This window comes from Pseudoxanthomonas winnipegensis (assembly GCF_030322905.1).
GTDB classification, from domain to species: Bacteria; Pseudomonadota; Gammaproteobacteria; order Xanthomonadales; family Xanthomonadaceae; genus Pseudoxanthomonas_A; species Pseudoxanthomonas_A winnipegensis.
Window position 1 is genome coordinate 91,899 of sequence record NZ_CP095475.1, and the last position, 16,920, is coordinate 108,818.

At 68.4% G+C, this 16,920-nt stretch carries 18 protein-coding genes; 17 read left to right on the forward strand and 1 reads right to left on the reverse strand.

All coding sequences use genetic code 11. The features are described 5' to 3' along the window. Positions 1 to 26: 26 nt before the first annotated feature. The 11 genes from MWN52_RS00420 (at position 27) to MWN52_RS00470 (ending at position 7,087) form a co-directional block, all read left to right on the forward strand. Complete coding sequence (locus MWN52_RS00420; RefSeq protein ID WP_286576017.1) at positions 27 to 1,268, forward strand: dipeptidase; 1,242 nt, start codon at positions 27 to 29, stop codon at positions 1,266 to 1,268. 50 nt (positions 1,269 to 1,318) lie between these two features. After that, on the forward strand, positions 1,319 to 1,726 hold the full coding sequence (locus tag MWN52_RS00425) for an MAPEG family protein (RefSeq protein ID WP_286576018.1): 408 nt from the start codon (positions 1,319 to 1,321) through the stop codon (positions 1,724 to 1,726). 16 nt (positions 1,727 to 1,742) lie between these two features. Then, a complete protein-coding gene (locus tag MWN52_RS00430; RefSeq protein ID WP_286576019.1) occupies positions 1,743 to 1,994 on the forward strand; it encodes a hypothetical protein in 252 nt (83 codons plus the stop codon). A gap of 23 nt (positions 1,995 to 2,017) precedes the next feature. Then, positions 2,018 to 2,851 carry a trypsin-like serine protease gene (locus MWN52_RS00435; protein WP_286576020.1) on the forward strand — a complete coding sequence of 278 codons (834 nt, stop codon included), beginning with the start codon at positions 2,018 to 2,020 and terminating at the stop codon, positions 2,849 to 2,851. Between the two features lie 224 nt (positions 2,852 to 3,075). After that, the gene (locus MWN52_RS00440) at positions 3,076 to 3,411 is read left to right on the forward strand and encodes a hypothetical protein (RefSeq protein WP_286576021.1); all 336 of its coding nucleotides are present in this window, start codon (positions 3,076 to 3,078) and stop codon (positions 3,409 to 3,411) included. 140 nt (positions 3,412 to 3,551) lie between these two features. Further along, a complete protein-coding gene (locus MWN52_RS00445; RefSeq protein WP_286576022.1) occupies positions 3,552 to 4,079 on the forward strand; it encodes a P-loop NTPase family protein in 528 nt (175 codons plus the stop codon). Positions 4,080 to 4,394: 315 nt separating this feature from the next. Beyond that, positions 4,395 to 4,829 carry a DUF2199 domain-containing protein gene (locus MWN52_RS00450; protein WP_425608062.1) on the forward strand — a complete coding sequence of 145 codons (435 nt, stop codon included), beginning with the start codon at positions 4,395 to 4,397 and terminating at the stop codon, positions 4,827 to 4,829. Positions 4,830 to 4,898: 69 nt separating this feature from the next. Further along, positions 4,899 to 5,492: a hypothetical protein gene (locus tag MWN52_RS00455; RefSeq protein WP_286576024.1), complete on the forward strand. Its 594-nt coding sequence runs from the start codon at positions 4,899 to 4,901 to the stop codon at positions 5,490 to 5,492. 199 nt (positions 5,493 to 5,691) lie between these two features. Then, positions 5,692 to 6,375, forward strand: coding sequence for a nucleoside deaminase (locus tag MWN52_RS00460; protein ID WP_286576025.1), 684 nt, complete (start codon positions 5,692 to 5,694; stop codon positions 6,373 to 6,375). Continuing rightward, positions 6,372 to 6,797: a VOC family protein gene (locus MWN52_RS00465; protein WP_286576026.1), complete on the forward strand. Its 426-nt coding sequence runs from the start codon at positions 6,372 to 6,374 to the stop codon at positions 6,795 to 6,797. The genes MWN52_RS00460 and MWN52_RS00465 overlap by 4 nt, the downstream gene beginning before the upstream one ends. An 80-nt stretch (positions 6,798 to 6,877) precedes the next feature. After that, a complete protein-coding gene (locus MWN52_RS00470; RefSeq protein ID WP_286576027.1) occupies positions 6,878 to 7,087 on the forward strand; it encodes a hypothetical protein in 210 nt (69 codons plus the stop codon). Between the two features lie 10 nt (positions 7,088 to 7,097). Here the strand turns inward: MWN52_RS00470 and MWN52_RS00475 are convergent, their stop codons facing one another. Continuing rightward, positions 7,098 to 7,586 (reverse strand): Lrp/AsnC family transcriptional regulator, encoded by a 489-nt coding sequence (locus tag MWN52_RS00475; protein WP_130520497.1) that lies wholly within the window; start codon positions 7,584 to 7,586, stop codon positions 7,098 to 7,100. 317 nt (positions 7,587 to 7,903) lie between these two features. Between MWN52_RS00475 and MWN52_RS00480 the strand changes: the two genes are divergently transcribed. From MWN52_RS00480 to MWN52_RS00505, 6 genes are all read left to right on the forward strand, one after another. Then, positions 7,904 to 10,153 (forward strand): TonB-dependent receptor, encoded by a 2,250-nt coding sequence (locus tag MWN52_RS00480; protein WP_286576028.1) that lies wholly within the window; start codon positions 7,904 to 7,906, stop codon positions 10,151 to 10,153. A gap of 150 nt (positions 10,154 to 10,303) precedes the next feature. Further along, positions 10,304 to 11,857 (forward strand): APC family permease, encoded by a 1,554-nt coding sequence (locus MWN52_RS00485; RefSeq protein ID WP_286576029.1) that lies wholly within the window; start codon positions 10,304 to 10,306, stop codon positions 11,855 to 11,857. After that, positions 11,857 to 13,308 carry an amidase family protein gene (locus tag MWN52_RS00490; RefSeq protein ID WP_286576030.1) on the forward strand — a complete coding sequence of 484 codons (1,452 nt, stop codon included), beginning with the start codon at positions 11,857 to 11,859 and terminating at the stop codon, positions 13,306 to 13,308. The genes MWN52_RS00485 and MWN52_RS00490 overlap by 1 nt, the downstream gene beginning before the upstream one ends. Further along, positions 13,308 to 13,949, forward strand: a complete 642-nt coding sequence (locus MWN52_RS00495; protein ID WP_286576031.1) for an FMN-binding negative transcriptional regulator — start codon at positions 13,308 to 13,310, stop codon at positions 13,947 to 13,949. The genes MWN52_RS00490 and MWN52_RS00495 overlap by 1 nt, the downstream gene beginning before the upstream one ends. Then, positions 13,946 to 14,929: an alpha/beta hydrolase gene (locus MWN52_RS00500; protein ID WP_286576032.1), complete on the forward strand. Its 984-nt coding sequence runs from the start codon at positions 13,946 to 13,948 to the stop codon at positions 14,927 to 14,929. The genes MWN52_RS00495 and MWN52_RS00500 overlap by 4 nt, the downstream gene beginning before the upstream one ends. Further along, positions 14,926 to 16,914 (forward strand): S9 family peptidase, encoded by a 1,989-nt coding sequence (locus tag MWN52_RS00505; RefSeq protein ID WP_286576033.1) that lies wholly within the window; start codon positions 14,926 to 14,928, stop codon positions 16,912 to 16,914. Before MWN52_RS00500 ends, MWN52_RS00505 begins: the two co-directional genes overlap by 4 nt. The last annotated feature ends 6 nt before the right edge of the window (positions 16,915 to 16,920 follow it).

A 16,920-nucleotide genomic window follows, 5' to 3' on the forward strand; every position in this document is an offset into this window, starting at 1 on the left:
CGCTTCCGCCGCAACGCACCTCTGCCATGGCCCGCTCATCGCTGTTGTCCGCCTGCCTGCTCGCCCTGCTGCCGCTGTCGGCCGCACACGCCATCGAGTTCAGCCCGCAGGAGCTGGCGCGCGCGAAGGCGCTGCAGAGCAGGCTGCTGACGCTGGATTCGCACCTGGACACGCCGGCCAACTTCCCGCGGCCGGACTTCGACCTCCTGGCCGCGCATCCGGGCAACGCGCTGTCGCAGGTGGACCTGCCGCGCATGCAGGCCGGCGCGCTGGATGGCGGCTTCTGGGCCATCTATACCGACCAGGGCGATCGCAGCGCCAGGGCGCATCTGGAGGATCGCGACGCCGGCCTCAGGCGCCTGTCGCAGATCCGCGAGATGCTGGCCGCGCACCCGCAGCAGTTCGCCGAAGCGACCACCCCGGCCGACGCGGCGCGCATCAAGGCGCAGGGCAAGCGCGTGGTCTACATCAGCATGGAGAACGCCAGCCCGCTGGCGGCCGACCCCACGCTGCTGTCGTTCTACTACGGGCAGGGGTTGCGCCTGATGAGCACGGTGCACTTCATCAACAACGAGTTCGCCGACTCGGCCACCGACCCCAAGGGGCCCGAGTGGCATGGCCTGAGCCCGGCGGGCCGGCAGCTGGTGCAGGCCGCGCAGAGGCTCGGCATCGTCATCGACCAGTCGCATGCCTCGGACGAGGTGTTCGACCAGCTGATCGCGCTCTCGCCGGTGCCGATCCTGCTCTCGCACAGCGGCGCGCGCGCCGTGCACGACCATCCGCGCAACATCGACGACGCGCGCCTGAAGGTGCTGGCCGCGCACGGTGGCGTGATCCAGATGAACTCCTACCAGGGCTATCTGATCGACACCGGCGCCACGCCCGAGCGCAAGGCCGCCGAGCAGGCGCTGCAGGACAAGTACGGCGGCGAGGCGGGCATGAAGACGGCCGACGGCGTGCGCCTGGCCGCCGACCTGAAGGCGCTGGATGCCAAGTACCCGGTCAGGCACGCCACGCTGGACGACTTCTTCGCGCATCTGGAGCATGTGCTCAAGCTGATCGGCCCCGAACACGTGGGCATCGGCATGGACTGGGACGGCGGCGGCGGGCTGCCCGGCATGGAGGATGTCGCCGACCTGCCGAAGATCACCGCCTGGCTGCTGCGCAAGGGCTATAGCGAACAGCAGATCGCCGATATCTGGAGTGGTAACGTCCTGCGCGTGATGCAGCAGGCGCAGGATTGGGCGGCGGCGCAGCCGAAGTCCTAGCGCAAACCGGCCGCGCCGCACGACCGCCCCAGGACAAGGACGCATCGCCGATGACACCCACGCTGATCCCGCCGATGGCCGCGCATGTCGCGCTGGCCGCCCTGCTCTACGTCGCCCTGACCGTGGCGCGCGCACCGGCCGTGTGGGGCATCGGCCGCGCGCGCGACGGCGGCAACCCCTTCGCGCAGCTGGAGCCGCGCATCAGCGCCAACCTCTCCAACCAGTTCGAGTGGCCGCTGTTCTTCCATGTCGCCTGTGTGCTGCTACTGATGCAGGGTACGACGGGGCCTTTGGTGGTCGGCCTGGCCTGGCTGTTCGTCGCCGGGCGCGTGCTGCACAGCCTTGTGCAGATCTTCATCCCCAACCTGCGCCTGCGCGGGCTGGTGTTCACCGTGAACTTCCTGGCGGTGCTGGCGCTGTGGGCGGTCCTGGTGGCACCGGTGGTGCGGCTTCACTGAGTCCGCTGCCTTGGTCATGAGGGAGCGCGCGTATCGCTGGCGTTGGCTGTGCCGCGTCCTGTTCTGGGCGCTGACCGCGATCGCCGCGTCGGTCGTGGCCCTGTTCCTGTGGGCCGCCGCGCCGCTGGCCCTCACGCTTGCCCGCGGCGGGCAGGGCGAACTGTGGTTTCTCGGAGACGGCGCCCTCGTGCTGGCCGCGGCACTCGCGTATTTGATTGTCGCGGCGCTCGTTGTCGCCCGGCAAAAGGCCAGGGAAAGAAACGGATGAGACCACCAACAAGGACCTGCACCATGCTCCGCATTCTGCTGCTCGCACTGCTCGCCGTGCCCTTCGGCGCGGGCGCGATCGTCATACGCGACGATGTGGACGATGCGAAGTATCGCGTCGCGGCGTCGGAATTCCCGGCCCTGGTCGACCTGCCTGGCGAAGGACATGGCGTCCTGATCGCGCCGCAATGGGTGGTGACCGCCGCCCATGCGGTCATGTGGCAGACCGAGATCAAGCAGGTGACCTTGAACGGGACGCCCAGGGAGGTCGAACGCCTCGTGGTCCATCCTGGTTACAGGAAGCCGTCGCAGGCGTTGCTCGACCAGGCGCTGGCGACCTGGGACTGGACCCTGTTCCGCGTGGTGCTCTCCTCCTCCGATGACATCGCACTGATCAAGCTGGCGCACCCCGTTACCGACGTCACGCCCGTCGCGCTCAACGTAGGCGAGGACGAGTTCGGCCAGACCATCAAGATCCTGGGCGCCGGCGCCACGGGCAACGGGATCAAGGGCTACGCATTCAGCAGCCCGCATCGCACCGAACTTCGTCGCGCCTACAACAAGGTCACCAGCGCCGACGGCCGCTGGCTCTGCTACATGTTCGATCCGCCATCGGCAGCGCTGCCGCTCGAGGGCGGCTCGGGAAGCGGCGACAGCGGCGGTCCGGTCCTGCTCCAGGCCGGGAACGACTGGCGACTGGCCGGACTGACCTCGTGGTCGGACCCGCAGAGCGGCATCAGGACGCCAGGGCGGTATGGCCAGATCACCTGCAACGTGCGCCTGAGCCATTACCAGGATTGGATCAAAAGTATCACCGCCGGAGCGGCGCAGGCCGGTCCTCGCCCAGGCGCATCCTGATCCGCTTTGACGAGCGATGGCTGTCCTTGTCCTGCGATGCCTGCGTCTTGTTGCACAAGCCATATGCGGACGCGGCGGACATATTCGCGCAGCCGCGGAATTTCCAGCGCCGATGAGGCAAGAAAAATCGTGCTTGCAGGGCGGAAATGATCTTGACGGCTCCATCTTCCCAGCCGAACAATCGCCGCGATGCTCCGGACGGAGTCCACGCGGTGTCGGCCCTCATGAAAGCCCGTCAAGTCTTCATCGCAGGCCTGCTGGCTTGCGCCGCGTTCTCGAGCGCAGCAAGCGGCGCCGATCTCTCCCAGGACGACGCGGCCCTTATCGGCCACATCAAGGCCACCAACGAAGTGTTCGTCAAAGTGCTCGGGCCTTGCACCGCGGAAACGCTGTCGCGCGGTAAGACGAGCAAGTTCACTTACAGCGGCACCTGCGAGCTCAATCCGCTGCCCGACAACAGCGATTGCGGAAGCTATAAGGTCACGGCGACTGGCACCGTGGATACAAAGACCTGGGCGACCGTCAGGGATTTGCGCCTCGCGCTGCAGTGCTCGGCTTGAGATCTGGCAGCGCATCCGGCGTGATGCCGCTTCGCGATACGGTTCGGTGTAAACAAGATGCCGATCTTTGGGCAGCTTCACGCGCTGAAATCTAACTGGCCTGCCGAGGCGAATGGCCCTCTCGTGCTCGTTCCCGCGCCATGACGCTGGATGCGTTGGGGCCACGGATCTGCATCATGGGACCCTCCAACAGCGGCAAGTCCACGCTGGCGGAGGCGATAGGTCGTGCGCGGAACCTGAAGGTCGTCCACCTCGATCAGCTCCATCACCTTCCCGAAACCGACTGGGTTCCCCGGCCGTTCGAGGAGTTTGTGGCGCTTCACGATGCGGCGGTCTCCGACTCGCACTGGGTGGTGGACGGCAATTACTCCCGGTTGCTTCCGCAACGGTTGGAGAGGGCCACCGGGCTCATCCTGCTCGACGTTCCCACGGTGACAAGCCTTTACCGCTACTTTCGCCGTTGCTGGTTCGAGCGCGATCGTCGCGGCGCGTTGGCGGGCGGACAGGACAGCGTGAAGTGGGACATGATCCGTCACATCGTCGGCGCGACAAGAGCCAACCGCAGCCGCTACCGGAGCATGTTCGCCGGCATCGGCCTAGCGAAGGTACTGATCGATTCGCCCAATGCCCTGGATGATTTCTATCGTTCGAACAGCTTGAAGCGTTGAGTCGGTGGCCCTGGCCTTTCTTTCTGGGAAGTGACTGGTTCGCCAGGCATCGAGTCGCATATGCTTCAGACTTATGGGCGGGGGTAGCACACAGAAATTCTTCCAAGCCATGGAGTAGCGGGCGGGGCCCAAGCACTCTTCGTCGCTATCTTTGGCGGTGTAGTGCCGGAAAATGCATCTGAGCCAAGACCGCTCAGCGGCTAGGCCTAACCTAGGTATTGGCTAACTACAGACATGGTCGCCATCTTCGAATTCACCTGCTCCTGTTGCGGTAAACGGCATGAGGGATCACCGAGTTTTGGGTACAAGGCTCCGATGCACTACGACGTTCTCTCGGAGCGAGACAAGGAGTCGCTCGCCACACTCACCGATGACCTGTGCGAGATAGACAGCCCTGAAGGAACCGACTACTTCGCCCGCGTTGTCCTGGAGTTGCCGATTCATGGCGTGGAAGAACCCTTTCTCTGGGGTGTGTGGGTTTCACTCAGCGAAGAGAGTTTTGCGAGATACACGTCCACGTGGGGAGAGCACGACGAGTCTGACAGCTACTTCGGCTGGTTCAGCAACCGCCTTCCCTACTATCCGGACACGATGAACCTCAAGACGAAGGTTCGACCTCGGAACGGTGGATTGAGGCCCTACCTTGAGTTGGAGCCAAGCGCTCACCCGCTCGCCACGCACTACTTCGAAGGTCTTTCCATCCAGGAGGCGCAAAGGATCGCGGAAGAGGTCATGCATGGAGGCAGCTAAGAGTTCTTGGAACCGAATCTGTTCTTGATAGATCTGAAACCAGCGAGACTCACGCTCGTTTAAGTCTGGATGGATTGTCCATACCTATCTGGACCTTTTGCTGTTGTTCTGCTAATTGCGGTCAAGGGGATTCGTTGCTCTTTACTCGAAAAATTTGTCCAAATGGCCAAATTTTGTGAGACAGCCAACTTTATTGTTGTCACGCACATTGGGGAAATCATGGTAACTATTGCTCTTGGCCTTCTGTGTACGACGTTTGGCCTGATATTTCTAACGGGGTGTTTCCTCAGAGTCGACTCTCCTGCTTTTATCGAGCGAGCAGCGGGCGACCAGAACAAGATCACCAAGCTGAGAACCATGCAGGACGCATGGACGAGGTTGGGCAAACCCAGGCAGTTCATCGCCTCTACTTCTGCATACCTCATTATGGGGGTCGGGTTGCTGCTTTTGAGATATCTCCCAAAACTCGCTGAGTTTTGGTGGATCGTGCCGGCACTGCTCGCCGTCAATGCGCTCATCCTCCTGCGTGTGAGGAGGTATGCGCACTCCAGCCTTGATGATCAGCTCCCAGGGCACGCAGAGGTACTTAAGGTCATCGATCGTCACGTAAGAATGTGCATAACATTCGGCGTGGTCTTCGGCATCTTGGCGCTGGGCTTCTAGCTGCGTTCAACCAGACGATTTCTCTAGGCGGTTGATTGGCTTGGCCCTCCATGCCCTTAGTGGTCTTCGACTACGCGATTTCTGTGTCGGCCCTTCTTATTGGGGACATTCTCCGGCCAGCGTTTGCGTCAAACGTCCAGGACTTCGGTGGAGCAGCATCCGGTGCGCGAGTCGCCTTATCTGCAAGAGTGGGAGGCACATGAAGTCAAGCTGGTCATCGCTGCCGATCGCCTGGCAAGACGCATTCGGACTTGCCGTTGACTCGTACCTCAGGCGGGACGCTGCGCCGATTGGCGCGGTGGTCACGGACGGGGCTGGCACGATCGTTTCCAGGGGTGGGAACGCGATCTCGAGCCACCGTTTAGCGCATGCCGAGATGGAGGCCTTCGCCGGTGTCCCGGCGACGCTGGATCGGCGCGCGGCCCGGCTCTTCGTGACGGTGGAGCCGTGTCCGATGTGCGCGGGGGCGCTGCGCATGATGCAGCTCGGCAACGTCCACTTCGCGGCGAGGGATCCGGCCGCTGGCGCCACCCGCCTGCTGCAGGACGACGGCTTCATGCGTGAGATCCGCTGTGCGGTGCATGCGCCGCGGATTCCCGCGCTCGAACAGGTTGTGGTCGCGCTCGTGATCGAGCATCGGATGCGGAAGGGGCATACGCGCTGGCAGCCCGCGTGGGAGGCCTATCAGCCCGTGGCTTTCTCCTTCGGCAGGCTCTGGCCGCCGAGGGCGCTCATGCGCAGTGGCGGCATGGGTCGGTCGGCCCTGCGGCGCTCTACGAATCCGCCGTTTCGTTCTGCGTCGGCGCCTGGCGCGTCGCCAAGCCGACGCGTTATGGTCGGCTGTCCGGCCAATCCGTTCCCGGACCCCTGGAGCTACGTGTGACCAAGACCATCACCATCAGCCTGCCCGTCGCCGATCTGGAGGCGTCCAGGGCGTTCTACACGGCCGTCGGTTTCATGCCCAGCGCGAAGTTCGCCGACCCCACGGCGGCGCTGATGGAGTGGAGCGAGACCATCAGCGTGATGCTGCTGACCCATGCGCGCTGGGCGACGTTCACCACGCGGCCGATCCCGCCGAGCACCTCGAGCGAGGTGGCGTTGAACATCTCCTGCGCCTCGCGCCAGGAGGTGGATGCGATGGCCGAGGCGGCCGGCCGTCATGGCGGCACGACCGACATCAATCCGGTCGAGGACCACGGCACCATGTACGGCCGCGATTTCTGCGACCCGGATGGCCACGTGTGGGGCGCGATGTGGATGGACGCGGGCGATGCGCAGGACGAAGACGCGCCTGCCGCTGATTGATTGCCGGCGAGGTGTCGGCGAATCCTGTGGCAGGATGCCGCAGGGGCGATGCCCCCTTACGCACAGGGACTCGCGACGCCATGGCCATCCTCTTTTTTGCGCTCTATTCGGTCTTCTCCTTCTGGGTCGTGTTCCTGGACGGCGCGGACACGCTGGAGGGATGGCGAGCTCTGGTGACGCTGGACTGGTTCGCCTGGGCGCTCACGTCGAGGGAGCTGCGGTTCTACGTGGGCATCTCATGGCTCGCCTCGCTGGCAGGGCTGCTTTTCAGCCTGTTCGGCGGCACCTGATCGGTGTGAGTCAGCCGCGCGGTGCGTCTCGCGTGAGCGGGTAGCCGGAGAACGGCTTGACCTCGTCCATCAGGAAGTGGGAGACGATCTTCTCCACGCCGTAGTCGCCGCCCAGCAGGCCGCGCGCGATGTCCTTCCAGTGGTGCACGTCGTGCACGATCACGCGCAGCAGGTAGTCGTATGAGCCTGAGACGCGGCTGGCCTCGACCACCTCGGGCATGTCCAGGATGCGGCGGTCGAACTCGGTGAACTCGTCCAGGGCGTGCTGCTTGAAGGTGACCTGCGCCAGCACGATGGTCGCCGAGCGGATCCGGTCGACCGCCACGTGGGCGCGGTAGCTGCGGATCAGGCCGCGCTGCTCCAGCGCCCGCACCCGCGCCAGGCAGGCGCTGGGCGACAGCGCCACCCGGTCGGCCAGGGCCTGGTTGGTGATCCGTGCATCCTGCTGCAGGACGTCGAGGATCTTCAGGTCGGTGCGATCGGGCGCTTTGGCTGACATGGCGGGCTTCTTGGGGCGTTGGGGCCAAGCGCCGCGCTGCACGATGTGCGCAATTGGCGGGCCGGGACTGCAGATCCTGCGTTATTGCCGATGGTAACCCGCCGTTCCTGCGGCGTGTGCGGAATAAATTCCTTTTCAGATCAATCGATTGAGGGCGTGATGCGCCCCGTGGTTTCTGCTGGACGCGGTTCGGGATTTCACCTACTACTGATCCCGAGCAGGAGTTCGCTGCCAGGCGATGGGGAGGTCGCGCTGGCCATCAGGGGGACATCGGAGGTTCCGCCAACCCGCCAACCGTCCAAAGGGGACCGTCCGCCATGAAGTCGTTGCCGATCACCGCTCTCTCCCGCGCCGTGCGCGCCGCCTGTCTGCTCGGCATCGCCGCCTCCGGCGCCGCGCCGGCCTTCGCCCAGGACGGCGACAGCGCGGCCGCGCCGCAGACCAAGGACCTCAACACCGTCGTCGTCACCGCCGGCAAGCGCAACGAGTCGGTGCGCGAGATCGCCGGCTCGGTCAGCGCCGTCACCGCGGCCGAACTGGACGCGCTGGGCGCGCAGAGCCTGTCCGACTACATCCAGCGCACGCCCGGCGTGGTGTTCAACAGCTATCAGCCGGGCGTGTCGCAGGTGGTGATGCGCGGCATCGCCACCAGCGCGGGCAATGTGCAGGGCCAGGCCACCACCGGCTTCTTCCTCAACGAGGTGCCGCTGACCGAGCCGGGCTGGACCATCGTGGTGCCCGACATCGACACCTTCGATCTCAACCGCGTCGAGGTGCTGCGCGGCCCGCAGGGCACGCTGTTCGGCTCGGCCTCGATGGGCGGCGCGATCAACTACATCGCCAACGTGGCCGACACGAGCGGCTTCGACGCGGCGGCCGAGGCCACCGTCAGCCAGACCAGGAACGCCGATGTCGGCTTCGGCGCCAAGGCGATGGTCAACGTGCCGGTCAAGCAGGACCTGCTGGCGTTCCGCGCCGTGGCCCAGTATCGCGACGATCCGGGCTACCTGGACAACATCGGCACCGGCAAGCAGGGCGCCAACACCACCACGCTGGCCGGCGGGCGCTTCTCTGCGGTGCTGACCCCGGCGCAGGGCACCACGCTGTCGTGGCTGAGCCTGCTGCAGAACACCGACTCGGACGACAACGCCTACCAGATCAAGGGCCTGGCCGACCTGACCCGCAAGACCGCGGTGCCCGAATACACCAACACCAAGGTCGCCGTGCACAGCCTGCGCCTGGACCAGGACCTGGACGGCATGACGCTGACCGCGCTGCTGGCCTACCAGAAGAAGAAGCAGGACTGGCGCTTCGACTACACGCCCATCCGCGGCGCCTACAACGCCGATCTGGATCTGGACCTGACCAGCCCGCTGTCGATCTATTCGGGCGGCGAGAGCACCGGCAAGAGCCTCGAAGTGCGCCTGGCCTCGGACAAGGGCAGCCGCTTCGAATGGCTGGTCGGCGGCATGTACTTCGACACCAGCAAGGACCTGTACGAGACCATCGGCGCCGACGGGGCGGCCGCGGCCTTCGACCAGTCCTCGCTGTACGGCCCGGGCGCCGGTGCGGTGATCGCGCCGGACGGCCGCATCTTCAATGCGTACTACACCCACCTGTCGGGCTCGGAGGCGGCGCTGTTCGGCGAAGGGTCGTTCTCCTTCACTCCGGAGTGGAAGCTCACCCTCGGCGGCCGCCTGTTCCGCACCAAGGTCGATTCGCGCTCGACCCAGGTCGGCTTCTCCACCTATCCGGGCAATCCGATCGTCACCCCGTCGCAGACCAAGGAGGACGGCTTCAACCCCAAGGTCGCGCTGTCCTACACGCCCAATGAGACGGTCATGTTCTACGGCCTGGTCTCGGAGGGCTTCCGCTTCGGCACGCCCAACACCAGCGGGTTGAGCGCCTATCCGATTCCGTCCGGCTCCAAGTCCGACAGCCTGGTCAACTACGAGCTGGGCACGCGCACCAGCTGGGCCGGCGGCCGCTTCCTGCTCGACGCCACCGCCTTCTACGTGGACTGGAAGGACATCCAGCTGCGCCTGCAGACGCCGGACTTCTACAACTACGCGGCCAACGGCGGCAAGGCCTATAGCCGCGGCATCGAGCTGTCCACCCAGTGGCGACCGACCGACCAGTTCGAATGGGCCGGCAGCGTGACCTGGCAGCACGCGCGTCTGGACCAGGATCTGTTCATCCTCTACTACGGCACCGCGCCGGCCGGCTCGCAGCTGCCGGGCTCGGCCGACTGGTCGATCAACAACACGCTGCGCTACCACTTCGATGCGGCCTACGACCCGACCCTGTCGCTGTCGCACCAGTACCTGTCCAAGGGCATCAGCGATCTCAACTCGGCCGTGCCGGGGATGACGCCCAACGTGCAGGGCAACTACAACCTGTTCGATCTGCGCTACAGCATGACCTTCGGCAGCACCGAGGTCAGCCTGTGGAGCACCAACCTGACCGACAAGCGCGGCATCACCCGCGAGGTGGCCGAGGTCAACGGCATCGGCCAGGGCATCGTGCGGCCGCGCACCGTCGGCATGACGGTGCACTGGAAGTACTGAGCCGCCGGCGGGTCGATGCGTCGCCGCGTTGCGGCGCTTCGGCCCGGATCGCATCGATGCGCCGCCTGAGCCTCCACGCCATGTCCGCCTCCTTTGCCCTCGATGCGCGCGATGGTGCACGCACGCCCCATGACACCCAGGATCCCCGCCATGGCTGACGCCTCCCGCCCGCTGGATCGCTGGCGCCAAGCCCTGCACCGCAAGTCGATCGACGTCGTGGTGGCCGACACCGAACGCGCCGGCCTGCAGCGCAAGCTCGGCGCCGGCAGTCTGCTGATCCTCGGCATCGCCAACATCCTCGGCGCCGGCATCTATGTGATGACCGGCGAGGCCGCGGCGAGCTTCGCCGGGCCGGCGGTGCTGCTGTCCTTCGTGCTGGCCGCGCTGGCCTGCGGGTTCACCGGGCTGTGCTATGCCGAGCTGTCCTCGGTGATCCCGGTGTCCGGCTCGGCCTACAGCTATTGCTACGTGACCCTGGGCGAGGGCTGCGCGTGGGCGCTGGGCTGGATGGTGATCCTGGAATACGTGCTGTCGGCCTCGGCGGTGGCGGCGGGCTTCGCGGGGTATCTCACCAGCCTGCTCGGCGATATCGGCGTGCGCGTGCCGGCGTGGCTGGCCACCTCCACCATCACGGCGCTGCAGCAGGACGGCCATACCGTGCTGGCGAACAGCGGCGGCCTCAACCTGGTGGCCGCGCTGGCGGTGCTGGCGGCGGCCTGCGTGCTGATCGCCGGGGTCAGCCAGTCGGCGCTGGTCAATGCGGTGCTGGTGGTCATCAAGGTGGGCGTGCTGGTGTCCTTCATCGCGGTCGGGGCGCGCTACGTGGACAGCGCGCACTGGCAGCCGTTCCTGCCCGCCAACGAAGGCGGCTTCGCCTACGGCTGGCCGGGCGTGCTGCGCGCGGCGGCGATGCTGTTCTTCGCCTATCTGGGCTTCGAGACCGTGTCGATGGCGGCCTCGGAGACGCGCAACCCGCGCCGCGATGTGCCCTTCGGCATCCTCGGCTCGCTGGTGGTGTGCACGCTGCTGTATGTCGCCGCCGGCGCGGTGCTGACCGGGATCGTGCCGTTCCGCGAGCTGGGCGTGCCCGATCCGGTCGCGCTGGCGGTGGATCGCATGGGCTGGCCGTGGTTCGCGGTGCTGATCAAGATCGGCGCGCTCACCGGCCTGGGCTCGGTGCTGCTGGCCAATGGCTATGGCGTGTCGCGCGTGGCGGTGAACATCGGTCGCGATGGGCTGCTGCCGGGGCTGTTCGCGCGCGTGCATCGCACCCGGCGCACGCCGTGGCTGGGCAATCTGACCTTCGGCGTGATCGCCGCGGTGCTGGCGGCGCTGCTGCCGATCGGCGTGCTCGGCGACCTGATCTGCCTCGGCATCGCCTCGGCCTTCATCGTGGTGTGCATCGCGGTGATGTGGCTGCGTTCGGCGCGGCCGGAGCTGCGCGGCGGCTTCCGCGTGCCGCTGGGCGGGGTGTGGATCGGCAAGGCCTGGATCGGCACTGTGCCGGTGCTGGGCATCGTGCTGTGTCTGACCATGATGGCGCCGGTGCTGGGCGACATGGTCCAGCAGGTGCGTCGCGGCGATCCGCTGGCCGCGCTGATCCTGGCCGGCTATGTCCTGGCCGGCGCGCTCGTCTATGTCTTCTACGGCCAGCGCCGCGCCCGGCGCCTGGCGCATGCCGCCGTGCACGCATCGGAATCCTGATGTCCTTCCCGCAAGTTCCCCTATCCCAGGCCTTGTCGCTGGGACGCCTCGACGCGCACGACCAGGCCGCACTGCTGGCGCGCGGCGAGCTGTCGCCGGCCGAACTGACCGCCGCCGCGATCGCCCGCGCGCAGCACTTCGAGCCGGCGCTGGGCGCGCTGAGCCACACCGATTTCGCGCGCGCGCTGGCGCAGGCCGCCACGCTGTCGCGTCCCGACGCCGACGCGCCGATGCGCGGCGTGCCGTGGCTGCCCAAGGACTCGCTGCGCGTGATCGGCATGCCGACCCGCGGCGGTTCGCGCAGCCGCACCGGCGTGCCGGCCAGCGACCAGCACGCGTTCGCGCAACGCTGCGCCGACGCGGGCCTGGTCGCGCTGGGCAAGAGCGCCATGCCGGAGTTCGGCCTGATGGGCGTGACCGAACCGCTGCTCGGCCCGGTCACGCGCAACCCGTGGTCGCTGAGGCATTCGCCCGGTGGCTCCAGCGGCGGCGCCGGCGCGGCGCTGGCCGCGGGCGTGGTGCCGCTGGCGCACGGCAGCGACGGCGCCGGTTCGATCCGCATCCCCGCCTCGGCCTGCGGGGTGGTAGGCCTCAAGCCCGGCCGTGGGACCACGGTGCGCGTGCGGGCGCGCCATCCGATCGAGGACCTGATCGTCGCCGACAGCCTGATGTCGCGCAGCGTGCGCGACAGCGCCTGGGCCTTCGCCGCGCTGCATCCGGATCGCCCGGCGCCAGTCACCGCGCCGCTGGCGCGTCCGCTGCGCATCGCGCTGGCGGCCGAGACGCTGCAGGGCGTGGCGCCCGATGCGCAGGTCGCCGCGGCGCTGGCGCAGGCGGCGGCGCTGTGCGAGTCGCTGGGACATCGGGTCGAGCTCGCCTCGCTGCCGCTGTGCGGCGCGCAGGTGTTCGAGGCGGCGATGACGCTGTGGTCGCACCTGGGCGCCGATGCGCTGGACCTGGCCGAGATCGCCTTCGGCGCGGCCGGCGCGCGCACGGCGCTGGAGCCGTTCACCGTCGGCCTGTCCGACTGGAACCGCGCCCACTGCGGCGTGGCCGAGCTGGAGCGCGCCTATGCGGTGCTGGCCGCGCTGCCGGCCGCGTTCAAGGCCTTCCACGCGCGCTACGACGTGCTGCTGACGCCGACCCTGCGCGCGCCGCCGCCGCTGATCGGCAGCTTCGCGCCGGACGGCGATTTCGCCGCCGTGTTCGGCGGCATGTTCGATTGGATGGGCTACACGCCGCTGCAGAACCTGGCCGGCACGCCGGCCATCAGCCTGCCGCTGGCCCACGGCGAGGACGGCCTGCCGATCGGCGTGCAGTTCGCCGCCGATCGCGGCCAGGAACCGCTGCTGCTGGCCCTGGCCCTGCAGCTCGAATCGGCCGCGCCCTGGCGCGACCGCTGGCCGCCGGTGTCGGTGGCCGCTTCTGAATCCGGCAAGGACACACACTGATGGGACATGCCCGCGACAGCCGCTTCGCCGCGCGCGACAGCAACGACCTGCTGCGCCTGCTCGCCACCCGGCCGCTGGCCTGGCTGGTGTCGGCCGGCGGCGAGGATGCCTGCTTCAGCCCGCTGCCGCTGCGCGCGCAGCTAGACGAGGCCGGCGAACTGATCGGCCTGATGGGCCACCTGGCCAGGCGCAATCCGCACGTGGCGCGCCTGGCGCGCGATCCGCGGGCCACCGCGCTGGTGCTGGGTCCGCAGGCCTATGTCTCGCCGAGCTGGCTGGACGATCGCACCCAGGCGCCCACCTGGAACTACGCCGCGGCGGTGTTCCAGCTGGAGGTCACCTTAAGCGAGGCGCCGCAGGACATCGCGGCCGAACTCGACGCCCTGGTCACGCAGATGGAAGCCGGGCGCGCGCGCGCCTGGGCGCTGGAGGAGATGGGCGAGCGCTATGCGCGTCTGGCGCTCGGGGTGACCGCGCTGCGCGGCCGCATCGTGGCCCGGCATTCGACCTTCAAGCTGGGCCAGGACGAGGCCCGCCACGACTTCGCCCAGATCCTGGCCGGGCTGAGCGCCGGCGGCGAGGACACGCTGGTGGCGTGGATGCGCGACTTCGCCGCGCGCGAACATGGAGGCGCCGCATGAGCGCCTCGCTGGATGCGCTGGATCCGCAGCTGCGTCGTTTCGTCGAGGACGTTAGCGGTGAGGGCGCGCGCCTGCGCGCAGGCCGCGCGCTGGACTGGCCACAGCGACGCGAGATCGCCGCGCAGGTGCGTGCGCCCTGGTGCGCGGGCGGCCCGGCGATGCAGCACGTCGAAGACCATGGGCTGGAAGCCGAAGGCCAGGCATTCCGCGTGCGCGTGCTGCGCCCGGCCACCGCACCGAAGAACGCACCGGCCCTGTTCTATCTCCACGGCGGCGGCTGGTGCATGTTCAGCATCGACACGCACGACCGGCTGCTGCGCACCTACGCGCACGAGGCCGGCGTGGTGGTGGTCGCGATCGATTACGCGCTCTCGCCCGAGCATCGCTATCCGCTGGCGCTGCAGCAGTGCGTGGCCGCGCTGGCCTGGCTGCGCGCGCAGGCCGCAACGCTGGGCATCGACGCCGGGCAGCTGGCGCTGGGCGGCGACTCGGCCGGCGGCAATCTGGCCGTCGCCACCGCGCTGCGGCTGCGCCAGGCGCAGGCCTTGTCCGGCGTGCGGGCGCTGCTGCTCAATTACGGGGCCTTCGATACCCGCATCTCCGCCGCCGCGGCGCGCCTGGGCACCCCGGAGGATCTGCTGACCGTGGCCGAGATGGAAGAATTCTGGACCAGCTACCTCGGCCCCGACGCGATGAGCAACGACGATCCCCTGGCGCAGCCGCTGCGCGCCGACCTGCACGGCCTGCCGCCGGCCCTGCTGCTCTACGGCGACCGCGACGTGCTGGGCGAGCAGAGCGTCCTCATGGCCCAGCGTCTGCGCGAGGCCGGTGGCCAGGTCGAGCTGCGCCGCTACCTGGGCGCACCGCATAGTTTCGTCGAGGCCATGGCCGTGTCCGAGCAGGCGCGCGCGGCGGTGGCCACGGGCGCGGCCTGGCTGCGCCGCCATCTGGTTTCTTCCTCGCAGGAGAGCGCCGCATGAAGCGGATCGTGTTGAGCTGCCTGTTGGCCGTGTGCTGCGGCATGGGCGGGATGTCGGCGGGGGCGCAGACGCCCGCGTCCCCGCATCTGCCGACGCCGGCCGACTTCGTCGCGCTGGCGCAGGTGGGCGATCCGCAGATCAGCCCGGACGGCGCGCGCATCGCCTACGGCGTGGCCACGCCGCAGGGCGATGGCAAGCCCGCGCACCGGCAGCTGCAGCTGATCGCCGCGACCGGCAAGGCCGCGCCGCGGCCGCTGGACGGCGCGGGCAAGGCCGACGACAGCGCACCGCAGTGGTCGGCCGACGGGCGCCAGCTCCTGTTCCTGTCCGATCGCGCCTTGCCCGGCGCCGAGGCGGCGCCCAAGCCCGCGGCCACGCAGGTCTGGCGCGTCGATGCCGAAGGCCGCCAGGCGCAGGCGCTGACCCGCGCGGCCAGCGACGTCGCCAGCTTCGCGCTGTCGGCCGACGGCACGCGGCTGGCGTATCTGGCGATCGATCCGCCCTCGCCGGCCATGCAGGCGCGCATCGCCGCCAAGGACGATGCGGTCGAGGTCGATCATCCGCGCCTGTTCAAGCGCCTGTGGGTGCAGGACCTGGCCGGCGGTGAGGCGCGCGTGCTGAGCCCGCCCGGCCTGCAGGTGCAGGACGTGGCCTGGGCGCCGGACGGCCGCACGCTGGCGCTGCGCGTGTCCGACGACACCACGCTGAACGGCTACTGGTACCGGTCGCGCGTGGTGCTGCTGTCGCTGGCCGATGGCGCGCTCAGCCCGCCGCTGGAGCCGATGGCCTCGGCGTTCCCGCTGCAGTTCTCGCCAGACGGAGCCCGGCTGCTGTACGGCCGCATCGCGCCCTACGGCATGGTCGCCACGGTGTACGCGCACGAGCTGGCCAGCGGCAAGCGCGTGGCGCTGGCCGAGGACTGGCCCGGCACGCTGTGGCTGGCGCGCTGGCAGGACAGCCGCACGCTGATCGCGCAGGGGCTGCACGGCGTGCGCGGCGAATTCCTGCGCGTCGATGCCGCCACCGGCGCATGGCGCACGCTGGCCACGCCGCAGATCGCCTATCCCAGCTTCAGCACCGCGCGCACCGGCCGCACCGCCTTCATCGGCCTGCGCGACGCCCAGCCGGCCGAGGTGTGGACCCTGGACGGCGGCAAGCTCACCGCGCGCACCGATACCAATCCGCAGGTCGCCGGCTGGGCGCATGGCCAGGTGCGCGAACTGGCGTGGACGTCCTCCAAGGACGGCCGCCGCATCACCGGCGTGCTGCTCACCCCGCCCGGCTGGAAGGCCGGCACGCCGCTGCCCACGCTGGTCCAGGTGCACGGTGGTCCGGCCGAGGCCTGGTGGTCGGGCTGGATGGGCTCCTGGCACGACTGGGCGCAGCTGCTGTCCACGCGCGGCTATGCCGTGTTCCTGCCCAATCCGCGCGGCTCGGAAGGGCAGGGCCACGCCTTCACCGAGCTGGTCCGCCACGACTGGGGCGGCGCCGACTTCCAGGACCTGCTCGACGGCGTGGACATGCTCGAACGCGAAGGCGTGATCGACCCGCAGCGCCTAGGCATCGGCGGCTGGAGCTACGGCGGCTACATGTCGGCCTGGGCGGTGACCCAGTCCAGGCGCTTCAAGACCGCCATCGTCGGCGCGGGCGTGATCGACATCGGCGCGGCGGCCTTGACCACTGACGTGCCGACCTACGCGCCGGGCTACTTCGGCGACCCGGTGACCCACCGCGCCGAGTACGACGCGCATTCGCCGATCCGCTACGTGGACCGGGTGAGCGCGCCGGTGCTGATCCTGCACGGCGAGGCCGACGCGCGCGTGCCGCTGAGCCAGGGACAGATGTTCTATCGCGCGCTCAAGTTCCATGGCACGCCGGTGGAGATGGTGACCTATCCGCGCGGGCCGCACTGGTTCACCGAGCAGGCCGCCGGCCGCGACGTCCAGCAGCGCGTGCTGGACTGGCTCGACACGCACCTGCGCTGAGGCTGG

Excerpts from the sequence above, each read along its gene's own strand:
- MWN52_RS00420 (WP_286576017.1), top strand. The coding sequence starts at position 27 with ATGGCCCGCTCATCGCTGTTGTCCGCCTGCCTGCTCGCCCTGCTGCCG.
- MWN52_RS00425 (WP_286576018.1), top strand. The coding sequence starts at position 1,319 with ATGACACCCACGCTGATCCCGCCGATGGCCGCGCATGTCGCGCTGGCC.
- MWN52_RS00430 (WP_286576019.1), top strand. The coding sequence starts at position 1,743 with ATGAGGGAGCGCGCGTATCGCTGGCGTTGGCTGTGCCGCGTCCTGTTC.
- MWN52_RS00435 (WP_286576020.1), top strand. The coding sequence starts at position 2,018 with ATGCTCCGCATTCTGCTGCTCGCACTGCTCGCCGTGCCCTTCGGCGCG.
- MWN52_RS00440 (WP_286576021.1), top strand. The coding sequence starts at position 3,076 with ATGAAAGCCCGTCAAGTCTTCATCGCAGGCCTGCTGGCTTGCGCCGCG.
- MWN52_RS00445 (WP_286576022.1), top strand. The coding sequence starts at position 3,552 with ATGACGCTGGATGCGTTGGGGCCACGGATCTGCATCATGGGACCCTCC.
- MWN52_RS00450 (WP_425608062.1), top strand. The coding sequence starts at position 4,395 with ATGCACTACGACGTTCTCTCGGAGCGAGACAAGGAGTCGCTCGCCACA.
- MWN52_RS00455 (WP_286576024.1), top strand. The coding sequence starts at position 4,899 with ATGGATTGTCCATACCTATCTGGACCTTTTGCTGTTGTTCTGCTAATT.
- MWN52_RS00460 (WP_286576025.1), top strand. The coding sequence starts at position 5,692 with ATGAAGTCAAGCTGGTCATCGCTGCCGATCGCCTGGCAAGACGCATTC.
- MWN52_RS00470 (WP_286576027.1), top strand. The coding sequence starts at position 6,878 with ATGGCCATCCTCTTTTTTGCGCTCTATTCGGTCTTCTCCTTCTGGGTC.
- MWN52_RS00475 (WP_130520497.1), bottom strand. The coding sequence starts at position 7,586 with ATGTCAGCCAAAGCGCCCGATCGCACCGACCTGAAGATCCTCGACGTC.
- MWN52_RS00480 (WP_286576028.1), top strand. The coding sequence starts at position 7,904 with ATGAAGTCGTTGCCGATCACCGCTCTCTCCCGCGCCGTGCGCGCCGCC.
- MWN52_RS00485 (WP_286576029.1), top strand. The coding sequence starts at position 10,304 with ATGGCTGACGCCTCCCGCCCGCTGGATCGCTGGCGCCAAGCCCTGCAC.
- MWN52_RS00490 (WP_286576030.1), top strand. The coding sequence starts at position 11,857 with ATGTCCTTCCCGCAAGTTCCCCTATCCCAGGCCTTGTCGCTGGGACGC.
- MWN52_RS00495 (WP_286576031.1), top strand. The coding sequence starts at position 13,308 with ATGGGACATGCCCGCGACAGCCGCTTCGCCGCGCGCGACAGCAACGAC.
- MWN52_RS00500 (WP_286576032.1), top strand. The coding sequence starts at position 13,946 with ATGAGCGCCTCGCTGGATGCGCTGGATCCGCAGCTGCGTCGTTTCGTC.
- MWN52_RS00505 (WP_286576033.1), top strand. The coding sequence starts at position 14,926 with ATGAAGCGGATCGTGTTGAGCTGCCTGTTGGCCGTGTGCTGCGGCATG.